Origin of the sequence: Dyella sedimenti (assembly GCF_022760995.1) — a bacterium.
Classification (GTDB): Bacteria; Pseudomonadota; Gammaproteobacteria; order Xanthomonadales; family Rhodanobacteraceae; genus Dyella; species Dyella sedimenti.
Genome location: NZ_JAKWJO010000004.1, coordinates 203,985 through 227,509, shown reverse-complemented (window position 1 = coordinate 227,509; position 23,525 = coordinate 203,985). Strand labels below are relative to the sequence as shown.

Below are 23,525 nucleotides of genomic sequence, written 5' to 3'. Positions count from 1 at the left end.
ATCCATGAGCCGAATGTTCAAAGCTTCGCTGCTGTCGATGGCCACGCTCATCCTGGCCGGATGCGGCTTCCACCTGCGCCAGAACGTGGCCCTGCCGCCGGGCATGGAGCGCGTGCACATCAGCGTGCCTTCCAACATCGACCTGGAACGCCGCCTGGCGCGCACGCTGGAAGCCTCCGGCGTGAACGTGGAGGAGCATGCCGGTACCGGCATCGCCGAGCTGAAGGTGCCGGTCGCGGCCTTCAGTACCGACACGCTGTCGGTGAGCAGCCAGGCGGAAGTGACCGAGTACACCGTGCGCTACCACGTGCAGTTCGAGGTGCACGACGGCACCGGCCAACCCCTGGTGCCCAACCAGCGCATCGACATGCAGCGCGAATTCAGCTACGACGCCACCAACACCATCGGCACGCAGGCCCAGGTGGACGCCATCCACGCCAGCCTCAACGACGACGTGGTGCAGGCGATCCTGTTCCGCCTGCAGGCCGCAGGTCGACATCCCGCCAAGACGGCCGCCGCCGCCGCCGCGCAGGAAGCCGGGGCGGCGCCGGCACCGGCCACCAGCACGCACTGAGCCGCCATGCCGCTCAATGCCGTCCAATGGCAGAAGTCGCTGGCGGCGGACCACCTGCGGCCGGCCTATCTGCTGGCCGGCGAGGAACTGCTGGTATTGGAAGCCGCCGATGCGCTGCGCGCCCAGGCGCGCCGCCTCGGCTATGCCGAGCGCGAGGTGCTCGACGTCGGCAACCATTTCGACTGGGACGACCTGGCGCGTTCGGCCGCCGGCATGTCGCTGTTCGCCACCCGCCGCCTGCTGGACCTGCGCCTACCGACCGGGCGGCCCGGCACCGAGGGCGCCAAGGCCATCAACGAGTTCTGCGCCAACCCGCCGCCGGACGTCACCTTGCTGATTACCGCCACCGAGTGGAGCAGCAAGCACGAGGGTGCCTGGACCCGCAACCTCGACGTGGCCGGCGCCGTGGTGGTATTCACTGCCCCGCGCCCCAACGAATGGGCCGCATGGATCGGCGCGCGGCTGGCCTCGCGCGGGCTGTCGGCGACGCCGGACGCCGCCGCGCTGCTGGCCGAGCGCGTGGAAGGCAACCTGCTTGCCGCCGCGCAGGAGATCGACAAGCTGGTGGTGCTGCGCGGCGAAGGCCGCATCGATGCCCAGGAAATGGAAAACCTGGTGGCGGACAGCGCGCGCTACGACGCCTTCAAGCTTACCGACGCGGCCTTCGGGGGCGAGGGCGGGCGCGCCTTGCGCATCCTGCATGGCCTGCATGCCGAGGGCGATGAATTGATCGCCCTGATGGGCTGGCTGGTCAACCAGCTGCAGCTCGCCTTGCGCCTGGCCAATGCGCGCGACTTCGCCGCCCAGGCCCGCGCCGAACGGCTATGGCCGGCGCGCGAGCAACTGTTCCGCAAGGCGCTGCGCCGCGCGCCACGCGAGCACTGGCTGCAATGCCTGGCGCGCGCCGCGCGCATCGATCGCATGGCCAAGGGACGCGAGCAGGGCGATCCGTGGCTGGAAGCCGAACGCCTGGTCGCCGCCATCGCCGAGCCGCGGGCGGCACAGGCGTTGTCATGAACCGCCGTTCGCATCCCTCCCTCTCCCCGCAGGGGAAAGGAAGCTGTTCGCCATGATGCGCCCCCTCGCCATTTTCGGCGGCACCTTCGATCCCGTGCACCTGGGCCATCTCAGCGTGGCCTGGGAAGCGGCCGAGCTGCTGGATGCCGAAGTGCGCCTGATGCCGGCCAGCGTGCCGCCGCACCGGCCGGCGCCGATCGCCAACGCGCGACAGCGCGTGGCGATGCTGCGCGCCGCCCTGCAGAAGCAGTCGCGGCTCAGCCTCGATACGCGCGAACTGGAACGCGGCGGGCCGTCCTACACCATCGACACGCTGGCCGAGCTGCGTGCCGAGCAGGGCGATCGTCCACTGGTACTGCTGATCGGCGCCGACGCCTATGCCGGCTTGCCGGCCTGGCATCGCTGGCGCGAACTGTTCGAGGTGGCGCATATCGGCGTGTTGAGCCGTCCGGGCGTGGAAGCGCTGCCGTCCGCTGGGCTGCGTGCCGAGACCGCTGCCCGTCGCGTGGAGGATGCCGCTGCGCTGCGGCTGTCGCCGGCCGGCAAGGTGATCGAGCTGGCGGTCACGCCGCTGGAGATTTCCGCCACCCGCATCCGCGAGCTGCTGGCGGCAGGGCGCGACCCGCGTTACCTGCTGCCGTGCGGATTGTTCGACGATCCCTCGGTGCTGGCGCCTTACCGTAGCGCCTGACACCCACCTTAGCTTGTGGGAGCGCACCCTGTGCGCGACGCGAGCCTGCTACTGCGTAGGCTTGTCGCGCACAGGGTGCGCTCCCACAGGCGAGGTGACCGCTGCCTACGAGGTGCGTGGCACGAAGCGCAGCGCCACCGAGTTCATGCAGTAGCGCAGGCCGGTGGGCGGCGGGCCGTCGTCGAACACGTGGCCGAGGTGGCTGTCGCAACCGGCGCAGCTTACCGCCGTGCGTTCCCAGCCGAAGCTGGTGTCGCGTTTCTCGATCACGTTCTCCTTGGCGATGGGGCGCCAGAAGCTGGGCCAGCCAGTGCCGGAGTCGAATTGTGTGGCTGCATCGAACAGCGCGGTATCGCAGGCAGGGCAGCGGTACAGGCCCGGCACCGGCGGCTTCTCGTGCGCCCCACTGAAGGCGCGTTCGGTACCTTCGCGGCGCATCACGAAGTAAGCGTCGTCGGTCAGCCGTTCGTGCCATTGCGCGTCGTTCAGCACCAGCTTGCGCACATGGCAGGTGCCCAGGCGATGCCCGTCGTCGCCGAAGCACACCAGCAGCACCTCGGCGCCCGGTGCCGGTGGCGTGGCGGCCATGGCGACGCCGCCGGCACCGGCGCGGCCCAGCAGGCCGGGCAGGGCCATCCAGCCCACGGCGGCGGCCGCACCGCCGGCGAGCGCGGCGCGCAGGAAGCGGCGCCGCTCCAGTTTCACGATGTCCTGGGTACGGGACATGGCAACCTCCATCGCGCCTTGCGCGCGGATCAGCCGAAGGTGAAGGCGTAGGCTTCGACGCCCGGGTCGAGGAAAGTGATCTCGAAGGTGCGCTCGCCGGTGCCGTTGGCCTGGCGCACCAGCTGGTACAGGCGCTGCGAGGTCACGGTGCCGTTGCCGTCGGCGTCGATGTCCATGCCGTGGTCGGCGCCGGGCGTCTTGCCGTCGATGGTGACGCGGAAGCGCACCGGCTTGCCGTCGCTGCCCGGACCCAGTACCAGGTGCAGGTCGCGCCCGCGGAAGCGGTAGACGATGCGGCCGTTCGCACGGTCGAGCTGCGCGTATTCCTCGCCCACGGTCCAGTGGCCGTCCAGTGCCCACTGGTTGGCCATCAGCGTGGCTGGCGCGCGATAGCTCCACGCGTCGTCGTGTGCGACGGGGCCGCCGGCGAAGTTCTCCGCGCGGGCGTAGCCCACGTAGGTTTCCGGCGAGCGTGTCATGTCGTTCGAACTGGCGGCCTCGGCGCCGCGCGCGCCGGGCTGCACGTAGCCGCCGGGCAGATCCTTCTGGCCCGCCTCGGTGAGCAGCTGGCGGATCACGTCCTCGCTCTGCGCGTAGTCGCCTTCGCCGAAATGGTGGTGGCGGATGCGGCCCTGCGCGTCGATGAAGTAATGCGCCGGCCAGTACTCATTGTCGAAGCCCTTCCAGATCGCATAGTCGTTGTCGAGCGCGACGGGATAATCCACGCCCAGGTCCTTCACCGCCTTGACGACGTTCTGCGGCTCCTTCTCGAAGGCGAACTCCGGCGCGTGCACGCCGATCACCACCAGGCCGTGGTCCTTGTACTTGTCGGCCCAGCCGCGCACGTAGGGCAGCGAGCGGATGCAGTTGATGCAGGAGTAGGTCCAGAAGTCGACCAGCACCACCTTGCCGCGCAACGACTGCGCGCTCAGCGGTGGGGTGTTGAGCCATTGCGTGGCGCCCGCCAGCGAAGGCAACTGGCCTTCCACCGGCAGCGGCTCGCCGGCCTTCGCCGGTGCCGGCGCCGGCGAAGGCGCCGGCCGCGTGGCGTCGATCAGCTTCTGCTCGATGCCGCCGGTACTGGCCAGCGAGACGCGGGTCAGCAGTCCGGTATCCAGACCCAGCGCGATGGCCGCCACACCGGCGAGCACCAGCACGCCCAGCGCGCGGCGGATCCATTCGCCCGCGCCCAGCGAGCGCTTCATCAGCGCGAACACGCGCCCGCCGATCACGAGCGCCAGCGCCAGCGAAGTGGCGGCGCCCGCGGCATAGGTGAGCAGCAGCAAGGTGGTCTGCACGCTGGCGCCGTTCAAGGCCGCGCCGGTCAACAGCAGGCCGAGGATGGGGCCCGCGCACGGCGCCCACAGCAGGCCGGTGGCGACGCCCAGGCCGGCGGCGGACCACGCCGACTCGCCTTCCGTGTCGCTGCGCTGCGTGAGCCGGTTGCCCAGCGCCACGAACGGGCGGCTGATCCATTCGGCCAGGTGGCTGGACAACAGGGTCAGGCCCAGCACCGCTAGCACCACCATGGCCACGATGCGGCCGTACTGGTTGGCGCGGATGGCCCAGCCGCCACCCACCGCCGCCAGCGTCGCCACCAGGGCGAAGGTGAGCGCCATGCCCAGCAGCATGGGCAGGCCGTTGCGCGCGAAGGGCCGGTCGGCACGGGCGAATACGAAGGGCAGCACCGGCAGGATGCAGGGGCTAAGAATGGTCAGCACACCGCCGAGATAGGCAAGGATCAGCACGAGCATGGCGCAGCGTCCGTTGGGATTCCCAGGCTTATTCGGTGGCGGGGCGGCGGCGGTTACCTGTTCCCGGGAAGTAACGTACGGCCCGTTCCGTCCGAATACCAGGGAGACCGGGAACGCGGTTGATGCCCTGCCACTTGATGCGACCGAACTTGACCACTGCTGGCACGATGGTTCTAGATAGCGCCTTTCCCGCCTGGGCAAGGACCGATCCCGCCGTGACTGACGCCGACGCCCAAGCCAGCGATTCGCCGGAGCGGCGTCGTGCGGCCTGGATGGCGGCGGCCCAGGCGGGCGACCGCATCGCCTACGAGCGCGTGCTGGCCGATTCGGTGCCCTTGATCCGCATGGCGGCGCGGCGGCAGGGCGTGGCCGTCGACCAGCTCGACGACGTGGTGCAGGAGACCCTACTTACCGTGCACCGGGTACGCCATACCTACGACCCGGCGCGTTCCTACGATGCGTGGCTGGCCGCGCTCGCGGCGCGGCGGGCGATCGATGCATTGCGCAGTCAGGGGCGACGGGGGCGGCACGAGCTGCATGACGACCATGCCTATGACGCGTATCCGGACGCGCACGACGCCACCGCCGCCACCGAGCGCGAGCAGGAGGCACGGCACCTACGCAAGGCCATCGCCGCGCTGCCGCCGGGACAGCGCGAGGCGGTGGAGCAATTGGGTTTGAAGGAACGCTCGCTGGCGGAGGCGGCGGCGCATACGGGGCGGCAGACCGGTGCGTTGAAGGTCAACCTGCACCGCGCCATCAAGGCGCTGCGTGCGCGTTTCCACGGAGAATCCTGAGCACCATGGCCGAGCCGCGACTCACCGAGTCACTGATCCAGTCGCTGGGCGCCGAGCTCACCCCGGTGCGGCGCCTGCCGCCGCCGTGGCTGCGCACGGCCGGCTGGCTGCTGGCGGTGGCGGTGTTCGCGGCGGTCCTGCTGTGGCACTACGGCGCCGATCACATGGTCCGCCGCTGGATCGCCGAACCGGACATCGCGCTGGCCGGCGCTGGCGCGGTCATCACCGCCGCCTGCGCCGCCTGGGTGGCCTTTTCGCTGGGTGTGCCTGGACGTTCCGCGCGCTGGGCATGGCTGCCGCTGCCCGGGTTGCTGCTATGGGTGGGGGCCAGCGGGCTCGGCTGCCTGCGCGACTGGGTGTTGCCGGGCACGCAGGTGGCCGGCGTGCACCAGTCCGCCGATTGCCTGGTGTTCATCATCGGGTTCTCCGTGCCGCTGTCGGCACTGCTGGTCTGGCTGCTGCGGCGGGCCTGTCCGCTGCGCCCGGTGCTGACCGCGCTGATGATCGGCCTGGCCAGCGCGGCGGCGTCCGCGGCCCTGCTGGAGATCTGCCATGCGTTCGCCGTGGCCGCCACCGACCTGCTGACCCATGCGGCGGCGGTCGCCATCGTGGTGCTGGCCAATGCCGCCATGGGCGGCCGCCTGCTGCAGTCGGCGCTGAAGTAACCATCGCGCCACGGCGGACGAAGGAAGTTCTGCGGCATCGGCCGCCTACCTTTCTTTCAGGAGATTCCCATGAAGACCATGACTTCGCTGGCGCTGGCCGCCTCGCTGATGTGCGCATCCGTATCCGCCGCCTTCGCCCAGGATGCGACGCCGCCCGAGGCCGCCGGCGCCATGAAGCAGGATGCGATGAAGAGCGGCGACGCGATGATGAAGAAGGACGGCATGAAGCACGATGCCATGAAGCATGACGCCATGAAGAAGCAGGACGGCATGAAGAAGGATGCCGCGATGCAGCATGACGACATGATGAAGAAGGACAGCGACGACGCGATGAAATCCGGCCATCCCTGAGATGGCGGCGCGTTGACGGCCACGGTGCGTCACGCGCCTTTCCGGTGAGCACCGCAGCAAGGGCATGCGGACGGCTGCGTCTTGTCGATATCGGTGCTGAACGGCCGCCGCGCGCTGCCACATACCCTCGCTACGCGAGGGTATAGGCTTGCCCCGGCAGGGGGCACGGGCGTCATGCCCGGCGACGTGGATTCCGGACCCAGGCATCGGGCCGTTCGCATCGGCAGGATCACCGATGCGGCATGGCCGGCGCCGACCGAAAGGCCGGCGCCGGATCGTCGTGACCGTCCGGGAAGGGCGTTCATGGCCGTTCCATGGAAGTGCGGCGACGCCGCACGGTTTCCCCCACCGCTTCAGGAGACATGCACCCATGAAAGCTTCCCGTTACGCCGTACTCGCCTTCGCTACTGCCACCGTCTTCGGCCTGGCCATGTCGCCGGTCATGGCGCAGAGCACGAGCCCGACGCAGTCGGCCCAGGACACCAGCAAGGACGCGATGAAGTCGGATGCGATGAAGTCGAGCTCCGACGCCATGAAGTCCGGCAGCGATGCGACGAGCAGCGATGCCGCCAAGGGCGCCATGCACCACAAGGGCAAGCACGGCAGCAAGAAGACCGAGCCGGCCGCCGCCTCGAGCAGCGGCCACTGAGCCTTGCATGATCGCCAAGGCTCTCCTGCGGGAGAGCCTTGGCCCCGGGGCATGGTCTAATGCGCAACGGTGCGTTGTTGCGGAGCCGATGCCATGTCCTCGCGATTCCTCGGGCGCCTGGGCGTATCCCAGCCGCTGGTGCTGGCGCCCATGTCCGGCGCCTCCACGCCCGCGCTGGTCGCGGCGGTATGCGGCGCCGGCGGCCTGGGCTCGCATGGGGTGGGTTACCTGGCGCCGCAGGCGATCCTCGACGATGCGGCGAGGATCCGCGCGCTCACCGACCGGCCGTTCGCGCTGAATCTGTTCGTATTGCCCGATACGTTCGCCGAGGACGAGCCGGCGATCGACTTCGCCCGCGCCACGCTGGATGCCCTGATGGAGCGCGAAGGACTGGCGGTGCGCACCAGCCTTCCCGAGCGCTGGGCGCCGCGTTTCAGCGACCAGTTCGCCGCGCTGTGCGAGGCGCGGCCCGCCGCGGCGAGTTTCACCTTCAACCTGCTCGCGCCCGCGCAGGTGGCCGAATTGAAGCGGCGCGGCATCGCGGTGATCGGCAGCGCCACCACGCTGGCCGAGGTACGCGCCTGGGCCGACCTCGGCGCCGATGCGGTGAGCCTGCAGGGCGCCGAGGCCGGCGGCCATCGCGGCAGTTTCCTGCATGCGCCGGAGCAGGCCATGATCGGCCTGTTCGCCCTGTTGCGGCAGGCCGCGCGCGCGGTGGACGTGCCGCTGATCGCCGGCGGCGGCATCATGGACGGTGCCGGCATGCTGGCCGCCGAGGTGCTCGGCGCCGACGCGAGCCAGCTCGGCACCGCGTTCCTGGCGTGTCCCGAATCGGCGGCGGCGCAGGCCTGGAAGGACGATCTCACGCGAGCCCAAGACGTGGACGTCGCCACCATCCGCAGTTTCTCCGGCCGCGCCGCGCGGGGCCTGCGCAACACCTATGTGGAGGCGATGGCGGCGGCCGAGCCGCGCCTGCCGGCCTATCCGGTGATGAATGCGCTGACCGCGCCGCTGCGCCGGGCCGCGGCGGCGGCCGGGCGGGGCGACCTGATGTCGGAATGGTGCGGGCAGGCGGCCGGCCTGGTCCGGCCGATGCCTGCGGCGGAGCTTGCGGCCACCTTGCTGGATGAATACGCGAAGGCCAGGCAAACCCTTGCTTGACGTGGGTTTGAGGCCTGGGCGTTATACTGGCGGCGCGCCATCCCGCGCATCGATCCACCGAGGCAACCGCACTTGAGTCAGACCTCCCCGCGCAGCACCAAATCCGCCACCACGGCGGTCGTTCGCCAGCAAGTCCTTCATGCGCTGGACGAACTGAAGGCCAAGGACATCCGTGAAATCGATGTCCGCGGCAAGACCTCCATCGCCGACCTGCTGGTCATCGCTTCCGGCACTTCCGCGCGCCACGTCAAATCCATCGCCGACGAAGTGGTCAAGTTCGCCAAGCAGGCGGGCGTGATGCCGCTCGGCGTGGAAGGCGAGCAGGAAGCGGAATGGGTGCTGGTGGACCTGGGCGACGTGATCGTCCACGTCATGCTGCCGCGCATCCGCGAGTTCTACGGCCTGGAACGGCTGTGGACCGTGGGCGACCACGCCGTCGACGCCGAAGTCGCCAGCGTGGGCTGATGCCCCCCGCTTCGGTGCCTGTCGCCACGCGCGTCCCGGCGCGCGTGGACGTGCCTGCCGTTTCCGATTCGCGGTGCGATGCATGCGCGCGCGCCTGATCGCCGTGGGCGAACGCATGCCCGCCTGGGTGGCGGAAGGCTTCGCCGAATACCGCAAGCGGCTGTCGCACGAGCTGCCGCTGGAGCTGGTCGAGCTGAAGCCGGGCGCGCGCGGCAAGGGCCGCGACGATGCGCGCGCGATCCAGGACGAGGGCGCAGCGATCCTGGCCGCCCTGCCGCGCGACACCCACGTGGTCGCGCTCGATGGTCGCGGCAAGCCATGGTCCAGCGAGGAACTGGCCGCGCAACTGGCCAAGTGGCGCATGGCCGGGCGCGACCTGGCGTTCCTGGTCGGCGGTCCCGACGGCCACGCGCCGGAGGTGCTGGCGCGCGCCGACCAGAGCTGGTCGCTGGGACCGTTGACGTTGCCGCACATGCTGGTGCGGCTGGTGCTGGCCGAACAGTTGTACCGCGCCACCACCCTGCTCTCAGGCCATCCCTACCACCGCGCCTGAAGCCCCTTCTGCCTTGCCAATCCAATCCCCTGTAGGAGCACACCCTGTGCGTGACCGTGAGCTGGGGCATTGCCGCTGCACCCGGTATTCGCGCGCAGAGCGCGCTCCTAAAGGGAAGATGGACGGCATGCCGCATACTCGCGGCGTCCGTCGCCGAGGGAGAACGGGGCATGTCCATCACGGTGCGCCAGGCCACCATCCACGATCTCGACCAGCTCGCGCCGCTGTTCGACGGCTACCGGCAGTTCTACGGGCAGCCCGCCGATCCGGCGCTGGCGCGGCGATTCCTGCGCGAACGTCTCCAGCACCACGAGTCGGTGCTGCTGCTGGCGCTGGACGGGGATGGCGAGGGCGTGGGTTTCGTGCAGCTCTATCCCCTGTTTTCCTCGGTGCGGGCGGCACGTTTCTACCTGCTCAATGATCTTTTTGTCGCACCTGGCGCGCGTCGAAGTGGGGTAGGTGCGGCATTGATGCGCGAGGCGGCCGATCTTGCGCGGGCGCTGGGCGCCGTGGGCATGTCACTGAGCACGGCGCATGCCAATGAACCGGCACAGCGGCTCTATGCATCCCTCGGGTGGAAACGTGACACCGAATTTCGCGAATACACCCTGGCTTTTTAGGGCAATGCCTACACCAGACCATCGTCTAGGTTGCCAGTAGATTGACGTACCCACGGGTTACGATCGGTGGATTGCAACGTAAGGAGTGAACGACCGTGGACAAGCGCATCCGCCACGCGGGACTGGCCAGCAAGGTGATGACGGCGGCACACGCCGCCGAGCTGATCGACCCCGGCATGACGATCGGCATGAGTGGCTTTACCGGCGCGGGCTATCCCAAGGCGGTGCCGCAGGCACTGGCCGCGCGGATGATGGCCTCGCACGAGCGCGGCGAACCGTTCCGCGTGCGCGTGCTCACCGGCGCCTCCACCGCGCCCGAGCTGGACGGCGCGCTGGCCCGCGCCGACGGCATCGACCTGCGCCTGCCGTACCAGTCCGACCCGGAGCTGCGCGCGCGCATCAACCGCGGCGAGATGGACTACCTGGATATCCACCTGAGCCATGTCGCGCAGTACGCGTGGTTCGGCTTCTTCGGCAAGCTCGACCTGGCCATCGTCGAGGCCACCGCGATCATGCCCGACGGCAGCCTGCTGCCTTCGTCCTCGGTGGGCAACAACAAGACCTGGCTGGACCTGGCCGACAAGGTGATCGTCGAGGTCAACCACTGGCAGCCGCTCGAAATGGACGGCATGCACGACGTCTACTACGGCACCGCGCTGCCGCCGCACCGCAAGCCGATCCCGCTGCTCAAGCCCGACGACCGCATCGGCGAGCCCTACCTGCGGCTCGATCCCGCCAAGGTCGTCGCGGTGGTGGAAACCAACGCGCCCGACCGCAACAGTGCGTTTGCACCGCTCGACGACTGCTCGCGCGCCATCGCCGGCAACCTTATCGAATTTTTCCGGCACGAGATCGCCAAGGGACGGCTCAATTCACAATTGCTGCCACTGCAATCGGGCGTGGGCAATATCGCCAATGCCGTGCTGGCCGGCCTGCGCGACGGTGGCTTCAGTGGGCTCACCGCTTATACCGAGGTGATCCAGGACGGCATGCTCGACCTGCTCGCCAACGAGGTACTGACGGTGGCCTCGGCCACCTCGTTCTCGCTGAGCCCAGCGGGCATCGAGCGCTTCCTCGACAACATCGATTTCTTCCGCAAGCGCATCATCCTGCGCACGCAGGAGATCTCCAACCATCCGGAACTGGTGCGCCGCCTCGGCTGCATCGCCATGAACGGCATGGTCGAGGCGGACATCTACGGCAACATCAATTCCACCCACGTCGCCGGTACCAGCATCATCAACGGCATCGGCGGCTCGGGCGACTTCGCGCGCAACGGCTTCCTGTCGTGTTTCCTCACGCCGAGCACGGCCAAGAACGGCGCGGTGTCGTGCATCGTGCCGATGGTCAGCCACGTGGACCACACCGAGCACGACGTGGCGGTGGTGGTGACCGAGCAGGGCCTGGCCGACCTGCGCGGGCTGTCGCCGCGCCAGCGCGCCAAGGTGGTGATCGAGCGCTGCGCGCACCCCAGCTACCGCCCGATGCTGCAGGACTACTTCGATCGCGCGCTGCGCGACAGCCGCGGCAAACATACGCCGCACCTGCTGACCGAGGCGTTGTCCTGGCACCAGCGTTTCCTCGAAACCGGTGATATGCGACCGTAGGCACCCTTCGACGCCGCCGGTGCATCCCGCCATGCTGTATCTCGCCTCCCAGTCGCCACGCCGCCGCCAGTTGCTCGAACAGATCGGCGTGGCCTTCCGCGTGGTGGACGTGGACGTGCCCGAGCAGCGCGCACTGGCCGAGTCGCCACGCGCATACGTCAGCCGCGTCGCGCGCGAAAAGGCGCGGGCCGGCCTGGCAGTCCTGGACGACCCGCGGGTGGCCGTGCTCGGGGCCGATACCGAGGTGGTGCTGGACGACGAGGTATTCGGCAAGCCCGCGGACGCGGCCGATGCGGCGGGCATGCTGCGCCGGCTGTCCGGCCGCGTGCACGAGGTGATCTCCACCGTGTGGCTGGTGAACCGCAAGGGCGAATGGAGCGATACCAGCCTGTCGCGCGTGCGCATGCCCGAGCTGGACGACGCCACCATCGCCGCCTACATCACCACCGGCGAGCCGTTCGGCAAGGCCGGCGCCTATGCCATCCAGGGTCATGGCGCCACGCTCATCGAGCACCTGGACGGCAGCCATTCGGGCGTGATGGGGTTGCCGGTGTTCGAGACGGCGCGCCTGTTGCGCGCGCACGGGCTGATCCACGCCTGATCACCTGTGGGAGCGCACCCTGTGCGCGATCGCGTCGCCGCCGCATTGCTTCGATGGCTTGTCGCGCACAGAGTGCGCTCCCACAGAAGGCGTGGGTGGCTACTTCCCCGGCGCCATCACGAACCAGGACACCACCGCCAGCAGGTTGTTCATGCCGTGCGCCAGCACCGCCGGCCAGATCGAGCCGGACTGCACGCGCAGCCAGCCCAGCACCAGGCCGAGCAGGGCCAGGTTGGGCAGGGCGTACCAGAGGAAGGACAGGTCCGGCAGGTGCACGCAGGCGAACAGTGCGGCGGTCAGCACCACCGCCCAGGCGTTGCCTGCGTGGCGGGCGATGGCCGACAGCAGCACGCCGCGGAACAGCAACTCCTCCACCAGCGGGCCGAGCGTCACCACCAGCAGGGCCAGCGGCACGCGCAGCGGCAGCGGGATATGGGCGCCCAGTTGCTTGATGTCCTGGCTGACCTCGTGGCCCTGCGCCAGCCACTGCGTGAGCATGCCGCCGACCAGCGGCATCAGGACGCCCAGCGCCGCCGCGACCACGTACATCAGCGCCTGCGGCGGCGGCGTGAAACCCAGCCCCGGCAGGCGGCCCACCGACCATAGGACGGGCCAGCGGTGCCGCACCAGCCGTACGGTGCAGGCGGCGGCGAGCAGGAGGGTGACCATCACCGCGATCGCGCTGGATGCCGGGTCCACCAGCCAGGCACGTCCCACATGGACAACATCGGTGATGGCGCCGCCATGGCGCAGCACGGCGAGCAGACCCGCCACCAGGCTGACCAGGCCGCCGATCGCCAATTGCAGCGCGAAGTAGAGGGCGATCAGCCCGAAGGCGTGCCACACGCCCGGCGCAGGCAAGGATGGCGATGCGGGGGAAGGGGGCATGCGGCTCGCATCCATCGGTGGTTCCTGCCTGGGCGCGCGCCTATGGATCACCGCCAGGACGCAACGCGCTCGTCGCCGGACGCCGACACGCTAGCCCTTGCCCGCGCGGCGGCGCAATCCTGCCCTTTGGCAGGGGCCGTCGCGCGGCTGTCACCGTCGCTGCCCGCCCGCCCTGTATAGTGGATGGACGTTCCAAGGAGGAAAGTGGCGCGCCACGCGCCGACCCATGTTCGCATTCGACTGGCTGGCCGACCCGACGGCCTGGGCGGGACTCCTCACCCTGGTGGTGCTGGAGATCGTGCTCGGCATCGACAACCTGGTGTTCATCGCCATCCTCGCCGACAAGCTGCCGGTGCGGGAGCGCGACCGGGCCCGCGTGCTCGGCCTGTCGCTGGCCTTGGTCATGCGCCTGGCCCTGCTGGCGGCGATGTCGTGGATGGTCAAGCTCACCACGCCCATCGTCGAATGGGGCATGGTCTCGCTTTCCTGGCGCGACATCATCCTGCTGCTGGGCGGCGCCTTCCTGCTGTTCAAGGCCACGGTGGAATTGCACGAGCGACTGGAGGCGGGCGACCACCACGATGCCGCCAAGCGCACGCCGGCGCGCTTCTGGCTGGTGGTGGCGCAGATCGTGGCGCTGGACGCGGTGTTCTCGCTCGATTCGGTGATTACCGCGGTCGGCATGGTCGATCACCTGTCGGTGATGATGATCGCGGTGGTGCTGGCGATGATCCTGATGATAAGCGCCAGCAAGCCATTGACGAGCTTCGTCAACGCGCGGCCGACGGTGGTGATCCTGTGCCTGTCGTTCCTGCTGATGATCGGTTTCAGCCTGGTGGCCGAAGGCTTCGGCTTCCATATCCCGAAGGGCTACCTGTACGCGGCCATCGGCTTCTCGATCATGATCGAGGCGTTCAACCAGACCATGCGGCGCAATCGCCAGCGCAGCCGGCTGGGCAGCGCGCGCACGCTGCGCGACCGCACCGCGATGGCGGTGCTCAACCTGCTTGGCGGCGCCGGTGGCGAGGACGAGGATGCCGCGTCGAGCACGGCCGCCGCCGTGTCCGAGGGCAGCGTGGCGGTGTTCGGCAAGGACGAACTGGCGATGGTGCAGGGTGTGCTCGACCTGGCGCACCGCCCGGTGCGATCCATCATGACGCCGCGCCCGGAGATCCGCTGGATCGATCCGCGTGAAAACGCCGAAGCGCTGCGGGGGGAGATCGCGGCCTCCAGCCATGCGTGGCTGCCGGTGGCCGGCGACGACCTCGACCAACTGGTAGGCGTGGCCTCCTCGCGCGACCTGCTGGCCAGCCTGCTGGAGCACGGGCGCATCGAGGTGGAGCAGGTGGTGCGCAAGCCGCTCACCGTGCTCGAATCGCTCAGCGTGCTGCGCCTGATCGAGGCATTCCGTCGCTCGCCGCTGCAGGTGGCGCTGGTGGTGGATGAGTACGGCAGCGTGCTCGGCCTGGTCACGCCCACCGACGTGCTGGAAGTGATCGCCGGCGAATTTCCCGACGAGGACAGCGGCGATCCCGCCGCCGTGCAGGAGACCGACGGCAGCTGGCTGCTCGATGCCAGCCTGGACCTGCGCCGGGTGGAACAGCTGCTGGGTCTCAGGCTGAGCGGCGACGACAGTTTCTCCACGCTGGCCGGCTACGTGCTGCAACAGTTGGGGCGCTTGCCCAATGTGGGCGACAGCTTCACCAGCGAGGATCTTCGCTTCGAGGTGGTGGCGATGGACGGAGCGCGCATCGAACGCCTGAAGGTGACGCCGGTGGGTTGAGGAGGCCAGTCGCGCACAGGGTGCGCTCCCACAAGGCAGCGGCACTTTTGTGGGAGCGCACCCTGTGCGCGACTGGCCTTTGCCTCAAGCCACCAACAAGGCCCGCACCAACCCGACCACGCCGAGCAGCAAGGCCGCCGCCCATCCGGCGGAGGACACCAGGTAACCCGGCCCGCGCCTGGCCGGGTCCTTCAGGTAGGCCCAGGCGTACCACGCGCGCCCCAGCACCCAGACCAGGCCGGCCACGCCGCTCCACAGCGGATAGCCGTATTGCACCGCCAGCCATAGCGTGGGCAGGAACAGCACGGTGGCCTCCAGTGTATTCATCTGCACGCGGAAGGCGCGCTCGAACGCCGGGTGGCCGCTGACGGCCGGCGCCTTGATACCGTATTTCCCCCGCGCATGGCCAACGACCCAGATCGTGCCGAACTGCAGCAGGACGGTGAGCAGGACGACGAGGGCGGGCAGGTGCTGGGTCATGACGGGTTCTCGCGACGGGAATGGCGCAATGTAGCGGTAGGAGACGCCAGGGGGTATCGTCACGTGACCGTCGATACCGTGCGAGCGAGGGCCGTCTTATGGATTGGCAGAAAGGCGAGCGCAGTCAGAACGTCGAGGTCGACAGCGGGGGCGGCGGTCCCCGTTTCGGTGGTGGGCGGGGCCTGGGGCTGGGCGGCATCGTGATCCTGGCCATCCTGGGCCTGGTGTTCTTCAAGGATCCCACCGCCCTGCTGGGCCAGGCGGACAGCGGCAGCGGCGGCCAAGTCGCCGTGCCCAGCGGTCCACAGACGCAGGTCGATCCGCAGACCAAGGATTTCGTGAGCGCGGTGCTCGGTTCCACCGAGAAGACCTGGGGCGACATCTTCACCGCGCACGGGCAGCAGTACGTCGATCCCAAGCTGGACCTGTTCAGTGGCGGCGTGAATACCGCCTGTGGTTCCGCCTCGACGGCGGTCGGGCCGTTCTATTGCCCCGGCGACCAGAAGGTCTACCTGGACGTGGCGTTCTTCCAGGAGCTGGAAAACCGCTTCCACGCCGCCGGCGATTTCGCCCGCGCCTACGTGATCGCGCACGAGGTGGGCCATCACGTGCAGAACCTGCTGGGCATCTTCGACCAGGTGGAGCAGGCGCGCCGCCGCGGCGCGCGCATGGAAGGCGCCGATGGCCTGTCCGTGCGCCAGGAACTGCAGGCCGACTGCTTCGCCGGCGTCTGGGCCAACCGGACTCAGCAGCGCCTGCAATGGCTGCAGCAGGGCGACGTCGAGTCGGCGCTCAACGCCGCCAGCCGGATCGGCGACGATACCCTGCAGCGGCAAGCCCAGGGCCGGGTGGTGCCCGATTCCTTCACCCACGGCACCTCGGCGCAGCGCGTGAAGTGGTTCCGCGCCGGCTTCGACAGTGGCGACATCGGCAGCTGCAATACGTTTGCCGGGGAACCCTGAACGTTCCTGGCGGAAGCCGGCACGGCGGGCCCCTGCACGAAGCATGCACGGCAGTCTAGAATGCCGCCGCCGCGCGCCTTGGGGTGCGCCTTGTCCGATCCGCATGCCGCATCCTTGCCTGCGTTGTGGCGCTTGCTGCGCTTTCTTCCGCGTCGCCTTCCACTGGTCCGAGGCGGATGCCGCCCTGGGCGGCGTGGTGCCGCCGGAACTGGCCGAGACGCTCGACCCGCATCGTCTCGTCATGCGCGGCACGCAGGCCTCCAAGCCCCGCTGCATCGCCTTGCGCGGCGTGGTGGGCGAGGCGGCCCACTGCGGCATCTACGAGCACCGGCCCTCGGTGTGCCGCGAAGTGGAGCCGGCCTGGGAATATGGACGTCCGAGCGTCCAATGCGACAAGGCGCGCCTGGCCCATGGCCTGGCTCCGCTGGCGCCGGACGACTGGCTTGTGCCGATCGCCGGCTAGTACCTCGGAGCCTGCTCACGATCTCCGCGTGGCCCGCGTTGGGATCGTGAACAGGCTCTCAGGCGGCGGGATCGTCGAAGCGATAGATATCCATGGCCAGCAGGCCGTGCTCGATGCCGGCATCGATACGGGTGGCCTGTGTACCCTCGCCGCCCGCGCCCATCGCCACGAACAGCGGCAGCAGGTGCTCGTCGGTGGGGTGCGCCCGCTCGGCGAAGGGCGCCTGGCGCCGGTAGTCGAGCAGGGCGGGCACGTCGCCCTCGGCCAGCTTGCGCTCGATCCACTCGATGAACGGGCGCACATAGGGGGCCTCGTGCTCCTCGCCGTAGCCCTCGCGGAAGTCGTGCAGGTTGTGGGTGATGCTGCCTGAGCCGATCACCAGCACGCCTTCCTCGCGCAGCGGCGCCAGCGCCTGCCCGACCGCGTACTGGTGCGCGGGGCCGAGCTGCGGCTGGATCGACATCGGCACCACCGGGATGTCGGCCCGCGGATAGAGCAGGCGCAGCGGCACCCAGGCGCCGTGGTCCAGCCCATGGGTGGGGTCGAGCGTGGTCGGCAGGCCGGCCTTGTCGAGCAGTTCGGTGACGCGGGCGGCAAGCGCAGGCTCGCCCTTCGCCGGGTATTCGATATCGAACAGCGCCTGCGGAAAACCATAGAAATCATGGATGGTCTCCGGCCGTGCCGCCCCGCCCACCTGCGGCTGCCGCGTCAGCCAGTGCGCCGTGGCCACCACGATGGCACGCGGCCTAGGCAGCGCTTGCGCCAATTCCGCCAACCGCTCGCCGACACGGCGTGGCTGGATGGCGGTCATGGGGGAGCCGTGGGAGATGAATAGGCTGGGAAGAGGGGGCATGGCGGGACACCTCGGGCAATGCCCTAGGGTAGGGGCTGGGGGCGTATTTGCAGGAGGGGTGGGGTGAACGGTGCGTTGTGGGAGGGGAACGATGAAGGGGCATGGCGGTTGCTCGCGGCCGCCTCATCGCCAGTTACTTGCCGCGACGCGGCGGCTTGCCCCCGCCATGCGCATGCGGCTTCCCCTTGCCGTGCGGCTTCTTGAAGCCACCCGGCCGAAAACCGCTGCCCGGGCGCTTCGGCGCTGCTTCGCCCGCGCCGGTGTCATTGCCGTCCCATTCCTTGATGCGCAGTTGCTGCTGGCTCACCCACACTTTCTGTAGGTGCTGGAATACCTCCGGCGGCATGCCGTCGGGCAGGTCGACCAGGCTGTATTCGCCGCGGATGCTCAGGCGGCCGATGAACTGGCTGTCCAGGCCCGCCTCGTTGGCGATGGCGCCGATGATGTTGCCGGGCTTGACGCCGTGCTCGTGGCCGACTTCGATGCGATAGGTGCGCTTGCCTTCCTCGGTATGGTGCGGGCGCACCGGGCGCGCCACGTATTCGCGCGGGGCGTCGTCGCGGTCGCGCGGGCGGCGCTCGCGTTCGCCGTGGTGTTCGCCGTGCTCGCGCGGCGCGTGTTCGCGCTTGGGCGGCGGCGCCAGCAGCAGCGGCTGGTTGCCCTGGGCGATGCGCGCCAGCGCGGCGGCGATCTCGATGGCGGGGATGTTGTATTCCTGCTCGTACTGCTCGATCAGCTGCTGGAACAGGTCCAGCTCGCCCAGCGCCAGCGTGTCGGTGATGCGCTGCTTGAACTTGGCGATGCGCTGGTCGTTGACCGCCTCCACCGTCGGCAGCTTCATCTCCTCGATGGGCTGGCGGGTGGCGCGCTCGATGGCGCGCAGCATGCCCTTCTCGCGCGGGGTGACGAACAGGATCGCCTCGCCGCTGCGGCCCGCGCGGCCGGTGCGGCCGATGCGGTGCACGTAGCTTTCCGTGTCGTAGGGGATGTCGTAGTTCATCACGTGGCTGATGCGTTCCACGTCCAGGCCGCGCGCCGCCACGTCGGTGGCCACCAGGATGTCCAGCTTGCCGTCCTTGAGCTGCTGGATCACGCGCTCGCGCTGCGGCTGGGCGATGTCGCCGTTGATCGCGGCGGCGGCCAGGCCGCGCGCCTGCAGTTTCTCGGCCAGTTCTTCGGTGGCCTGCTTGGTGCGCGCGAAGATAATCATCGCGTCGAACGGCTCGGCCTCCAGGATGCGCGTCATCGCGTCGAGCTTGTGCATGCCGCTGACGAACCAGTAGCGCTGGCGGATGTTGGCGGCGGTGGTGGTGGAGGACTTGATGGTCACCTCCACCGGCTCCTTCAGGTGCTGCTGCGCGATCTTGCGGATCGGCGGCGGCATGGTGGCGGAGAACAGCGCGACCTGGCGGGTCGGCGGGGTGGCTTCCAGCACCTTCTCCACGTCGTCGATGAAGCCCATGCGCAGCATCTCGTCGGCTTCGTCGAGCACCAGGAAGCGCAGTTCGGAAAGATCCAGCGTGCCGCGTTCCAGGTGGTCGATCACGCGGCCGGGCGTGCCCACCACGATCTGCACGCCGCGCTTGAGCGAGTGCAGCTGCGGGCCGTAGCTCTGGCCGCCGTAGATCGGCAGTACCTGCAGGCCAGGCAGGTGCGCGGCATAGCGCTGGAACGCTTCGGCCACCTGGATGGCCAGTTCGCGCGTGGGCGCGAGCACCAGCGCCTGCGGCTTGCCGGGCTTGAGGTCGATGCGCGAGAGGATCGGCAGGGCGAACGCGGCGGTCTTGCCGGTGCCGGTCTGGGCCTGGCCGAGCACGTCGCGGCCTTCCAGCAGCGGCGGGATGGTGGCGGCCTGGATCGGCGAGGGCGACTCGTAGCCGACGTCGGCCAGCGCGCGCAGCAGCTCCGGATGGAGGCCGAGCGCAGCGAAGCCGACGGCTGCCGGCTGGGAATCGGAAGACGGGGAGGACATGGGGGGAACCTCGACATGGCATGCACGGCGGCATGCGGGAGAATGGCTTATTGTAGCAGGCCGGCCCGTGCCGGCCCGCCCTTTTGTGACACCCTTGAGTCGATTTGCAGAGGAATATTCATGTCTGGACGTCTTGATGGTCGTATCGCGCTGGTGACCGGCGCATCTTCGGGTATCGGCGAGGCCACCGCGCTGGCGCTGGCCGAGGCGGGCGCCAAGGTGGCGATCGCCGCGCGTCGCCGCGATCGCCTGGAAGCGCTCGCCGGCAAGCTGCGGGCGCTGGGCGCCGAACCCACCGTGCTGGTGGCGGACCTGGCCTCCGAGGCCGAGGCCCGGCGCATCGTGGAGGAAACCGAGGCGCACTACGGCCGGCTGGACATCCTGGTGAACAACGCCGGGGTGATGTACCTGGAGCCGGTGGAGCAGGCCGACCTGGGACGCTGGCGGCATATGCTGGAACTGAACGTGCTCAGCCTGATCGCCTCTACCCAGGCCGCGCTGCCGGGCATGCGCGCGCGCCGCGACGGCCATATCGTGAACATCTCGTCGACGGCGGGCCGCGTCGCCAATCCGAACGCGGCCGCGTATTCGGCGACCAAGTTCGGCGTGGTGGCGTTTTCCGAGGCGCTGCGTCGCGAGGTCTACCCGCACAATATCCGCGTCAGCGTGATCGAGCCCGGCGTGGTGGAGACCGAGCTGCGCGACCACATCGGCCATGCCGAGGTGAAGGCCAACCTCAACGCATGGGCCGACAGCATGCGCCAGCTGCAGGGGCGCGACGTGGCCGAGGTCATCGCCTTCTGCGTATCGCGTCCCGCACACGTGAACATCAACGAAGTGCTGATGCGGCCCACCGACCAGGAGCGCTGAGAGCTTTTTTACGATCTCCGCGGAGATCGTGAACAGGCTCTCTGCTATCCGCACTATCATGGCCGCTCGCCTCACCACAGGGAGAGCAGCCATGGCAGAGATCGAGACGATTTCCGAGCAGCGTTGTCACGACGGTGTGCAGGGCTTCTACCGTCATCACTCGGACAGCTGCGGCGGTCCGATGCGTTTCGCGCTCTACCAGCCGCCGCAGGCGGCGCAGGGGCCGCGCCCGGTGCTGTACTACCTGGCCGGCCTCACCTGCACCGAGGAAACCGCCACCATCAAGGCGGGCGCGCAGCGCCTGGCGGCGCAGCTGGGGCTGGTGCTGGTGATGCCCGACACCAGCCCGCGCGACACCGGCTTCGAGGGCGCCACCGGCGACTGGGAGTTCGGCGAGGGCGCAGGTTTCTACGTCGACGCCACGCAGGCGCCGTGGTCGTCGCGTTTCCGCATGCATAGCTACGTGGTGGACGAGCTGCCTGCGCTGTTGGCGCGGCATTTCCCGATCGACCGCGAGCGCAGCGGCATCACGGGTCACTCGATGGGCGGGCACGGCGCGCTGACCATCGCATTGCGCCATCCGGGGCGCTATCGCTCGGTATCGGCGTTCGCCCCCATCGTGGCGCCCACCCAGGTGCCGTGGGGCCAGAAGGCGTTTCCCCGCTACCTGGGCGAGGACAAGGCCGTGTGGACGGAGTACGACGCCTGCGAGCTGGTGCGGCGGCATACGTTCGACGGCACCATCCTGATCGACCAGGGCGAGGCCGATGGCTTCCTCGCCACCCAGCTCAAGCCCGAGCTGTTCGACCAGGCCTGCGCCGAGGGCGGGCAGTCGCTGGTGCTGCGCCGGCACGCGGGCTACGACCACAGCTACTACTTCATCGGCACCTTCATCGACGACCACCTGCGCCATCACGCCAGGGCGCTCGGTTGCCTGTGAACCTGATCCACCCGATACAGACCGCGCGCACCGTGGTGCGTGCGGCCGACGCCGGTGATGCCCGCCGGCTGCTGCGCTATCGCGTGGAGAATCGCGAGCACCTGGCGCCGTGGGAGCCGCTGCGCGAATCCTCGTACTACACGCTGGAGCACTGCGTGCAGGCGCTGGCCGAGGCGTGCGAGGCGATGCGGCTGGACCGCGCCTATCCGTTCCTCGCGCTGGACCACGCCGGCGAGCAGGTCCTGGCCTGCTTCACCTTCGCCAACGTGGTGCGCGGCGCGTTCCAGGCCTGCCATCTCGGCTACAGCGTCGCCGCCTCGCGCCAGGGCCAGGGACTGATGCACGAAGTACTGGACGCGGCACTGCCGTGGGCCTTCCGGCAGTTGGACATGCATCGGGTGATGGCCAACTACATGCCGCGCAACGAGCGCAGCGGCAGGCTGCTCGAACGTCTCGGCTTCGAGCGCGAAGGCTATGCGAAGCGTTACCTGCAGATCGCCGGCACCTGGGAGGACCATGTGCTCACCGCGAAGATTCGCGGGGCGGATTGATTCACGTGCATCGAGAGAACACAGGCTTGCGCTCCCTCGGCAAGCCGAGGGAGCGCGCTCCATCCGCCATTAGGCCTTGGCGGCGGGCCGGCGGCGGCGCTGGCGCTTGCGGTTGCCTTCGGCGGGGCGTTCGTTGCCGCCGTGGCCGTGGCTGGTATTGTGCGGACGATGCGAGCCCTGCGGACGACCGCTCGGTCGCGGCTGGCGCTGGCCCTGCGCCGGGCGGGGCGCGCCCGCGTCGAGGCGCAACGGATGCGAGGGTTCGAAGCCGGCCACGTCGCTGATAGCGATGTCCTGCTTGAGCAGCTTGCGGATGTCGCGCAGCAGGCCCGATTCCTCGTGGCTCACCAGCGACACCGCCATGCCGTCGGCGCCCGCGCGGCCGGTGCGGCCAATGCGGTGCACGTAGTCCTCGGCCACCATCGGCAGGTCGAAGTTGATCACGATGGGCAACTGGTCGATGTCGATGCCGCGCGCGGCGATGTCGGTGGCTACCAGCACGGTGATGCGGCCGCTCTTGAAATCGGCCAGCGCGCGGGTGCGCGCGTTCTGGCTCTTGTTGCCGTGGATGGCGGCGGCGCGCATGCCTGCCGCCTCCAGGTAGCGCACCAGCTTGTCCGCGCCGTGCTTGGTGCGGCTGAATACCAGCGTCTGGCGGCGGCTGTCCTGCGCCAGCACGTGCAGCAGCAGGTCGCGCTTGCTGGCGGCGTCCACCGGATGCACGTGGTGGGTCACCGTGGTCGCCACCGAGTTCGGCGGCGTTACCGAGACCTCGCGCGGCTCATGCATGAACTGCATGGCCAGCGCCTTGATCAGCGGCGCGAAGGTGGCCGAGAACAGCAGCGTCTGTCGCTGCCTGGGCAGCGCGGCCAGGATGCGCTTGAGCGCCGGCAGGAAGCCCATGTCCAGCATGCGGTCGGCTTCGTCCAGCACCAGCACCTCGATACCCGAGAGATCCACCGAGCGCTGCTGCATGTGGTCGATCAGCCGGCCCGGCGTGGCGATGATGACATCAACGCCGCGGCGCAGGGCCTGCATCTGCGGCCCCATGCTGACGCCGCCGAAGATGGTGGTGCTGCCGATGCGCAGGTGCTTGCCGTAGGCGCGCAGGTTGTCGTGTACCTGGGCGGCCAGCTCGCGCGTGGGCGTCAGTACCAGGGCGCGGGGGCGACGGGTGGTGGCGGCGGGACCCTGGGACAGATGCTGCAGCAACGGCAGCGCGAAGGCGGCGGTCTTGCCGGTGCCGGTCTGGGCGGCGGCGAGCAGGTCGGCGCCCTCCAGCACGATGGGAATGGCGGCGGCCTGGACGGGTGTGGGTTCGGCGTAGCCTTGTTCGGCAAGCGCGCGCAACAACGCGGGCGCAAGGCCCAGCGATTCGAAGGACATGGTAGCTCCAGAGCAACCCGGAGCGTTCGACGAACCGCGTTGCAGTAATGAATAAAGAGGGAGGACGACCCGAGGTCGTCTGGCGATTATAGCGCAACGCGCCCAAGCCTGCCTTGAGAGCCTCACGATCTCCCCGTAGCCCGCGG

Annotated in this window: 26 protein-coding genes; 19 read left to right on the top strand and 7 right to left on the bottom strand. The window is 69.2% G+C overall.

Translation table 11 applies throughout. From position 1 onward, the window contains the following. Positions 1-4: 4 nt before the first annotated feature. Genes MJ605_RS11215 through nadD form a run of 3 tightly spaced genes read left to right on the top strand, consistent with a single transcriptional unit; the run spans position 5 to position 2,282 of the window. Positions 5-574 carry an LPS-assembly lipoprotein LptE gene (locus MJ605_RS11215; protein ID WP_243041599.1) on the top strand — a complete coding sequence of 190 codons (570 nt, stop codon included), beginning with the start codon at positions 5-7 and terminating at the stop codon, positions 572-574. 6 nt (positions 575-580) lie between these two features. Next, positions 581-1,591: a DNA polymerase III subunit delta gene (gene holA / locus MJ605_RS11210; RefSeq protein ID WP_243041598.1), complete on the top strand. Its 1,011-nt coding sequence runs from the start codon at positions 581-583 to the stop codon at positions 1,589-1,591. A 55-nt stretch (positions 1,592-1,646) separates the two neighbouring features. Beyond that, positions 1,647-2,282 (top strand): nicotinate-nucleotide adenylyltransferase, encoded by a 636-nt coding sequence (gene nadD, locus MJ605_RS11205; RefSeq protein ID WP_243041714.1) that lies wholly within the window; start codon positions 1,647-1,649, stop codon positions 2,280-2,282. 105 nt (positions 2,283-2,387) lie between these two features. Here the strand turns inward: nadD and msrB are convergent, their stop codons facing one another. Together msrB and MJ605_RS11195 are read right to left on the bottom strand one after the other, a co-directional pair. Next, complete coding sequence (gene msrB / locus MJ605_RS11200; RefSeq protein ID WP_243041597.1) at positions 2,388-3,008, bottom strand: peptide-methionine (R)-S-oxide reductase MsrB; 621 nt, start codon at positions 3,006-3,008, stop codon at positions 2,388-2,390. A gap of 29 nt (positions 3,009-3,037) precedes the next feature. Continuing rightward, positions 3,038-4,762, bottom strand: a complete 1,725-nt coding sequence (locus MJ605_RS11195) for a cytochrome c biogenesis protein DipZ (RefSeq protein WP_243041596.1) — start codon at positions 4,760-4,762, stop codon at positions 3,038-3,040. 272 nt (positions 4,763-5,034) lie between these two features. Here MJ605_RS11195 and MJ605_RS11190 point away from each other — a divergent pair, with 272 nt between their 5' ends. The 10 genes from MJ605_RS11190 to MJ605_RS11145 all read left to right on the top strand — a co-directional run bounded on the left by MJ605_RS11190 (position 5,035) and on the right by MJ605_RS11145 (position 12,231). Further along, positions 5,035-5,559 carry a sigma-70 family RNA polymerase sigma factor gene (locus tag MJ605_RS11190; RefSeq protein ID WP_243041713.1) on the top strand — a complete coding sequence of 175 codons (525 nt, stop codon included), beginning with the start codon at positions 5,035-5,037 and terminating at the stop codon, positions 5,557-5,559. A 5-nt stretch (positions 5,560-5,564) separates the two neighbouring features. Then, positions 5,565-6,224, top strand: a complete 660-nt coding sequence (locus MJ605_RS11185; protein WP_243041595.1) for an NrsF family protein — start codon at positions 5,565-5,567, stop codon at positions 6,222-6,224. A 69-nt stretch (positions 6,225-6,293) separates the two neighbouring features. Beyond that, positions 6,294-6,575, top strand: coding sequence for a pentapeptide MXKDX repeat protein (locus tag MJ605_RS11180; RefSeq protein WP_243041594.1), 282 nt, complete (start codon positions 6,294-6,296; stop codon positions 6,573-6,575). A gap of 370 nt (positions 6,576-6,945) precedes the next feature. Continuing rightward, a complete protein-coding gene (locus MJ605_RS11175; RefSeq protein WP_243041593.1) occupies positions 6,946-7,224 on the top strand; it encodes a hypothetical protein in 279 nt (92 codons plus the stop codon). A 93-nt stretch (positions 7,225-7,317) separates the two neighbouring features. Further along, positions 7,318-8,385: an NAD(P)H-dependent flavin oxidoreductase gene (locus MJ605_RS11170; protein ID WP_243041592.1), complete on the top strand. Its 1,068-nt coding sequence runs from the start codon at positions 7,318-7,320 to the stop codon at positions 8,383-8,385. A gap of 72 nt (positions 8,386-8,457) precedes the next feature. Beyond that, the gene (gene rsfS / locus MJ605_RS11165; protein ID WP_243041591.1) at positions 8,458-8,850 is read left to right on the top strand and encodes a ribosome silencing factor; all 393 of its coding nucleotides are present in this window, start codon (positions 8,458-8,460) and stop codon (positions 8,848-8,850) included. An 82-nt stretch (positions 8,851-8,932) separates the two neighbouring features. Further along, positions 8,933-9,403 (top strand): 23S rRNA (pseudouridine(1915)-N(3))-methyltransferase RlmH, encoded by a 471-nt coding sequence (gene rlmH / locus MJ605_RS11160; RefSeq protein ID WP_243041590.1) that lies wholly within the window; start codon positions 8,933-8,935, stop codon positions 9,401-9,403. Positions 9,404-9,573: 170 nt separating this feature from the next. Then, entirely contained in the window at positions 9,574-10,023 is a 450-nt protein-coding gene (locus MJ605_RS11155) for a GNAT family N-acetyltransferase (protein ID WP_243041712.1), read from the top strand. 95 nt (positions 10,024-10,118) lie between these two features. Further along, positions 10,119-11,630 (top strand): succinyl-CoA:acetate CoA-transferase ScpC, encoded by a 1,512-nt coding sequence (gene scpC, locus MJ605_RS11150; RefSeq protein ID WP_345779529.1) that lies wholly within the window; start codon positions 10,119-10,121, stop codon positions 11,628-11,630. A gap of 31 nt (positions 11,631-11,661) precedes the next feature. Further along, entirely contained in the window at positions 11,662-12,231 is a 570-nt protein-coding gene (locus MJ605_RS11145; protein WP_243041589.1) for a Maf family protein, read from the top strand. 99 nt (positions 12,232-12,330) lie between these two features. Here MJ605_RS11145 and MJ605_RS11140 read toward each other — a convergent pair whose 3' ends face one another. Then, the gene (locus MJ605_RS11140) at positions 12,331-13,119 is read right to left on the bottom strand and encodes a CPBP family intramembrane glutamic endopeptidase (RefSeq protein WP_243041588.1); all 789 of its coding nucleotides are present in this window, start codon (positions 13,117-13,119) and stop codon (positions 12,331-12,333) included. 226 nt (positions 13,120-13,345) lie between these two features. On the opposite strand from MJ605_RS11140, the gene MJ605_RS11135 reads away from it, so the two are divergent. Next, the gene (locus MJ605_RS11135) at positions 13,346-14,902 is read left to right on the top strand and encodes a TerC family protein (protein WP_243041587.1); all 1,557 of its coding nucleotides are present in this window, start codon (positions 13,346-13,348) and stop codon (positions 14,900-14,902) included. Positions 14,903-14,986: 84 nt separating this feature from the next. Here MJ605_RS11135 and MJ605_RS11130 read toward each other — a convergent pair whose 3' ends face one another. After that, entirely contained in the window at positions 14,987-15,382 is a 396-nt protein-coding gene (locus tag MJ605_RS11130) for an MAPEG family protein (protein ID WP_243041586.1), read from the bottom strand. 98 nt (positions 15,383-15,480) lie between these two features. On the opposite strand from MJ605_RS11130, the gene ypfJ reads away from it, so the two are divergent. Continuing rightward, the gene (ypfJ, locus tag MJ605_RS11125) at positions 15,481-16,344 is read left to right on the top strand and encodes a KPN_02809 family neutral zinc metallopeptidase (RefSeq protein ID WP_243041585.1); all 864 of its coding nucleotides are present in this window, start codon (positions 15,481-15,483) and stop codon (positions 16,342-16,344) included. Positions 16,345-16,447: 103 nt separating this feature from the next. Continuing rightward, on the top strand, positions 16,448-16,807 hold the full coding sequence (locus MJ605_RS11120) for a YkgJ family cysteine cluster protein (protein WP_243041584.1): 360 nt from the start codon (positions 16,448-16,450) through the stop codon (positions 16,805-16,807). Between the two features lie 58 nt (positions 16,808-16,865). Here the strand turns inward: MJ605_RS11120 and MJ605_RS11115 are convergent, their stop codons facing one another. Both MJ605_RS11115 and MJ605_RS11110 read right to left on the bottom strand, forming a co-directional pair. Beyond that, complete coding sequence (locus tag MJ605_RS11115) at positions 16,866-17,660, bottom strand: DODA-type extradiol aromatic ring-opening family dioxygenase (RefSeq protein ID WP_243041583.1); 795 nt, start codon at positions 17,658-17,660, stop codon at positions 16,866-16,868. Between the two features lie 133 nt (positions 17,661-17,793). Further along, positions 17,794-19,632, bottom strand: coding sequence for a DEAD/DEAH box helicase (locus MJ605_RS11110; RefSeq protein WP_243041582.1), 1,839 nt, complete (start codon positions 19,630-19,632; stop codon positions 17,794-17,796). A gap of 120 nt (positions 19,633-19,752) precedes the next feature. On the opposite strand from MJ605_RS11110, the gene MJ605_RS11105 reads away from it, so the two are divergent. The 3 genes from MJ605_RS11105 to rimJ all read left to right on the top strand — a co-directional run bounded on the left by MJ605_RS11105 (position 19,753) and on the right by rimJ (position 21,993). Next, complete coding sequence (locus MJ605_RS11105) at positions 19,753-20,502, top strand: SDR family NAD(P)-dependent oxidoreductase (protein WP_243041581.1); 750 nt, start codon at positions 19,753-19,755, stop codon at positions 20,500-20,502. A gap of 91 nt (positions 20,503-20,593) precedes the next feature. Beyond that, positions 20,594-21,442, top strand: a complete 849-nt coding sequence (fghA, locus tag MJ605_RS11100) for an S-formylglutathione hydrolase (RefSeq protein WP_279237534.1) — start codon at positions 20,594-20,596, stop codon at positions 21,440-21,442. After that, positions 21,439-21,993, top strand: coding sequence for a ribosomal protein S5-alanine N-acetyltransferase (gene rimJ, locus MJ605_RS11095; protein ID WP_243041580.1), 555 nt, complete (start codon positions 21,439-21,441; stop codon positions 21,991-21,993). The genes fghA and rimJ overlap by 4 nt, the downstream gene beginning before the upstream one ends. 69 nt (positions 21,994-22,062) lie before the next feature. On the opposite strand, the gene MJ605_RS11090 is transcribed toward rimJ, so the two are convergent. Continuing rightward, positions 22,063-23,379 carry a DEAD/DEAH box helicase gene (locus MJ605_RS11090; RefSeq protein ID WP_243041579.1) on the bottom strand — a complete coding sequence of 439 codons (1,317 nt, stop codon included), beginning with the start codon at positions 23,377-23,379 and terminating at the stop codon, positions 22,063-22,065. Positions 23,380-23,525 lie beyond the last annotated feature (146 nt).

What these genes read in the sequence shown, in the direction of transcription:
- MJ605_RS11215 (WP_243041599.1), top strand. Translation starts at nt 5, where the DNA reads ATGAGCCGAATGTTCAAAGCTTCGCTGCTGTCGATGGCCACGCTCATC.
- holA (WP_243041598.1), top strand. Translation starts at nt 581, where the DNA reads ATGCCGCTCAATGCCGTCCAATGGCAGAAGTCGCTGGCGGCGGACCAC.
- nadD (WP_243041714.1), top strand. Translation starts at nt 1,647, where the DNA reads ATGCGCCCCCTCGCCATTTTCGGCGGCACCTTCGATCCCGTGCACCTG.
- msrB (WP_243041597.1), bottom strand. Translation starts at nt 3,008, where the DNA reads ATGTCCCGTACCCAGGACATCGTGAAACTGGAGCGGCGCCGCTTCCTG.
- MJ605_RS11195 (WP_243041596.1), bottom strand. Translation starts at nt 4,762, where the DNA reads ATGCTCGTGCTGATCCTTGCCTATCTCGGCGGTGTGCTGACCATTCTT.
- MJ605_RS11190 (WP_243041713.1), top strand. Translation starts at nt 5,035, where the DNA reads ATGGCGGCGGCCCAGGCGGGCGACCGCATCGCCTACGAGCGCGTGCTG.
- MJ605_RS11185 (WP_243041595.1), top strand. Translation starts at nt 5,565, where the DNA reads ATGGCCGAGCCGCGACTCACCGAGTCACTGATCCAGTCGCTGGGCGCC.
- MJ605_RS11180 (WP_243041594.1), top strand. Translation starts at nt 6,294, where the DNA reads ATGAAGACCATGACTTCGCTGGCGCTGGCCGCCTCGCTGATGTGCGCA.
- MJ605_RS11175 (WP_243041593.1), top strand. Translation starts at nt 6,946, where the DNA reads ATGAAAGCTTCCCGTTACGCCGTACTCGCCTTCGCTACTGCCACCGTC.
- MJ605_RS11170 (WP_243041592.1), top strand. Translation starts at nt 7,318, where the DNA reads ATGTCCTCGCGATTCCTCGGGCGCCTGGGCGTATCCCAGCCGCTGGTG.
- rlmH (WP_243041590.1), top strand. Translation starts at nt 8,933, where the DNA reads ATGCGCGCGCGCCTGATCGCCGTGGGCGAACGCATGCCCGCCTGGGTG.
- MJ605_RS11155 (WP_243041712.1), top strand. Translation starts at nt 9,574, where the DNA reads ATGTCCATCACGGTGCGCCAGGCCACCATCCACGATCTCGACCAGCTC.
- MJ605_RS11145 (WP_243041589.1), top strand. Translation starts at nt 11,662, where the DNA reads ATGCTGTATCTCGCCTCCCAGTCGCCACGCCGCCGCCAGTTGCTCGAA.
- MJ605_RS11140 (WP_243041588.1), bottom strand. Translation starts at nt 13,119, where the DNA reads ATGCCCCCTTCCCCCGCATCGCCATCCTTGCCTGCGCCGGGCGTGTGG.
- MJ605_RS11135 (WP_243041587.1), top strand. Translation starts at nt 13,346, where the DNA reads ATGTTCGCATTCGACTGGCTGGCCGACCCGACGGCCTGGGCGGGACTC.
- MJ605_RS11130 (WP_243041586.1), bottom strand. Translation starts at nt 15,382, where the DNA reads ATGACCCAGCACCTGCCCGCCCTCGTCGTCCTGCTCACCGTCCTGCTG.
- ypfJ (WP_243041585.1), top strand. Translation starts at nt 15,481, where the DNA reads ATGGATTGGCAGAAAGGCGAGCGCAGTCAGAACGTCGAGGTCGACAGC.
- MJ605_RS11120 (WP_243041584.1), top strand. Translation starts at nt 16,448, where the DNA reads ATGCCGCATCCTTGCCTGCGTTGTGGCGCTTGCTGCGCTTTCTTCCGC.
- MJ605_RS11115 (WP_243041583.1), bottom strand. Translation starts at nt 17,660, where the DNA reads ATGCCCCCTCTTCCCAGCCTATTCATCTCCCACGGCTCCCCCATGACC.
- MJ605_RS11110 (WP_243041582.1), bottom strand. Translation starts at nt 19,632, where the DNA reads ATGTCCTCCCCGTCTTCCGATTCCCAGCCGGCAGCCGTCGGCTTCGCT.
- MJ605_RS11105 (WP_243041581.1), top strand. Translation starts at nt 19,753, where the DNA reads ATGTCTGGACGTCTTGATGGTCGTATCGCGCTGGTGACCGGCGCATCT.
- fghA (WP_279237534.1), top strand. Translation starts at nt 20,594, where the DNA reads ATGGCAGAGATCGAGACGATTTCCGAGCAGCGTTGTCACGACGGTGTG.
- MJ605_RS11090 (WP_243041579.1), bottom strand. Translation starts at nt 23,379, where the DNA reads ATGTCCTTCGAATCGCTGGGCCTTGCGCCCGCGTTGTTGCGCGCGCTT.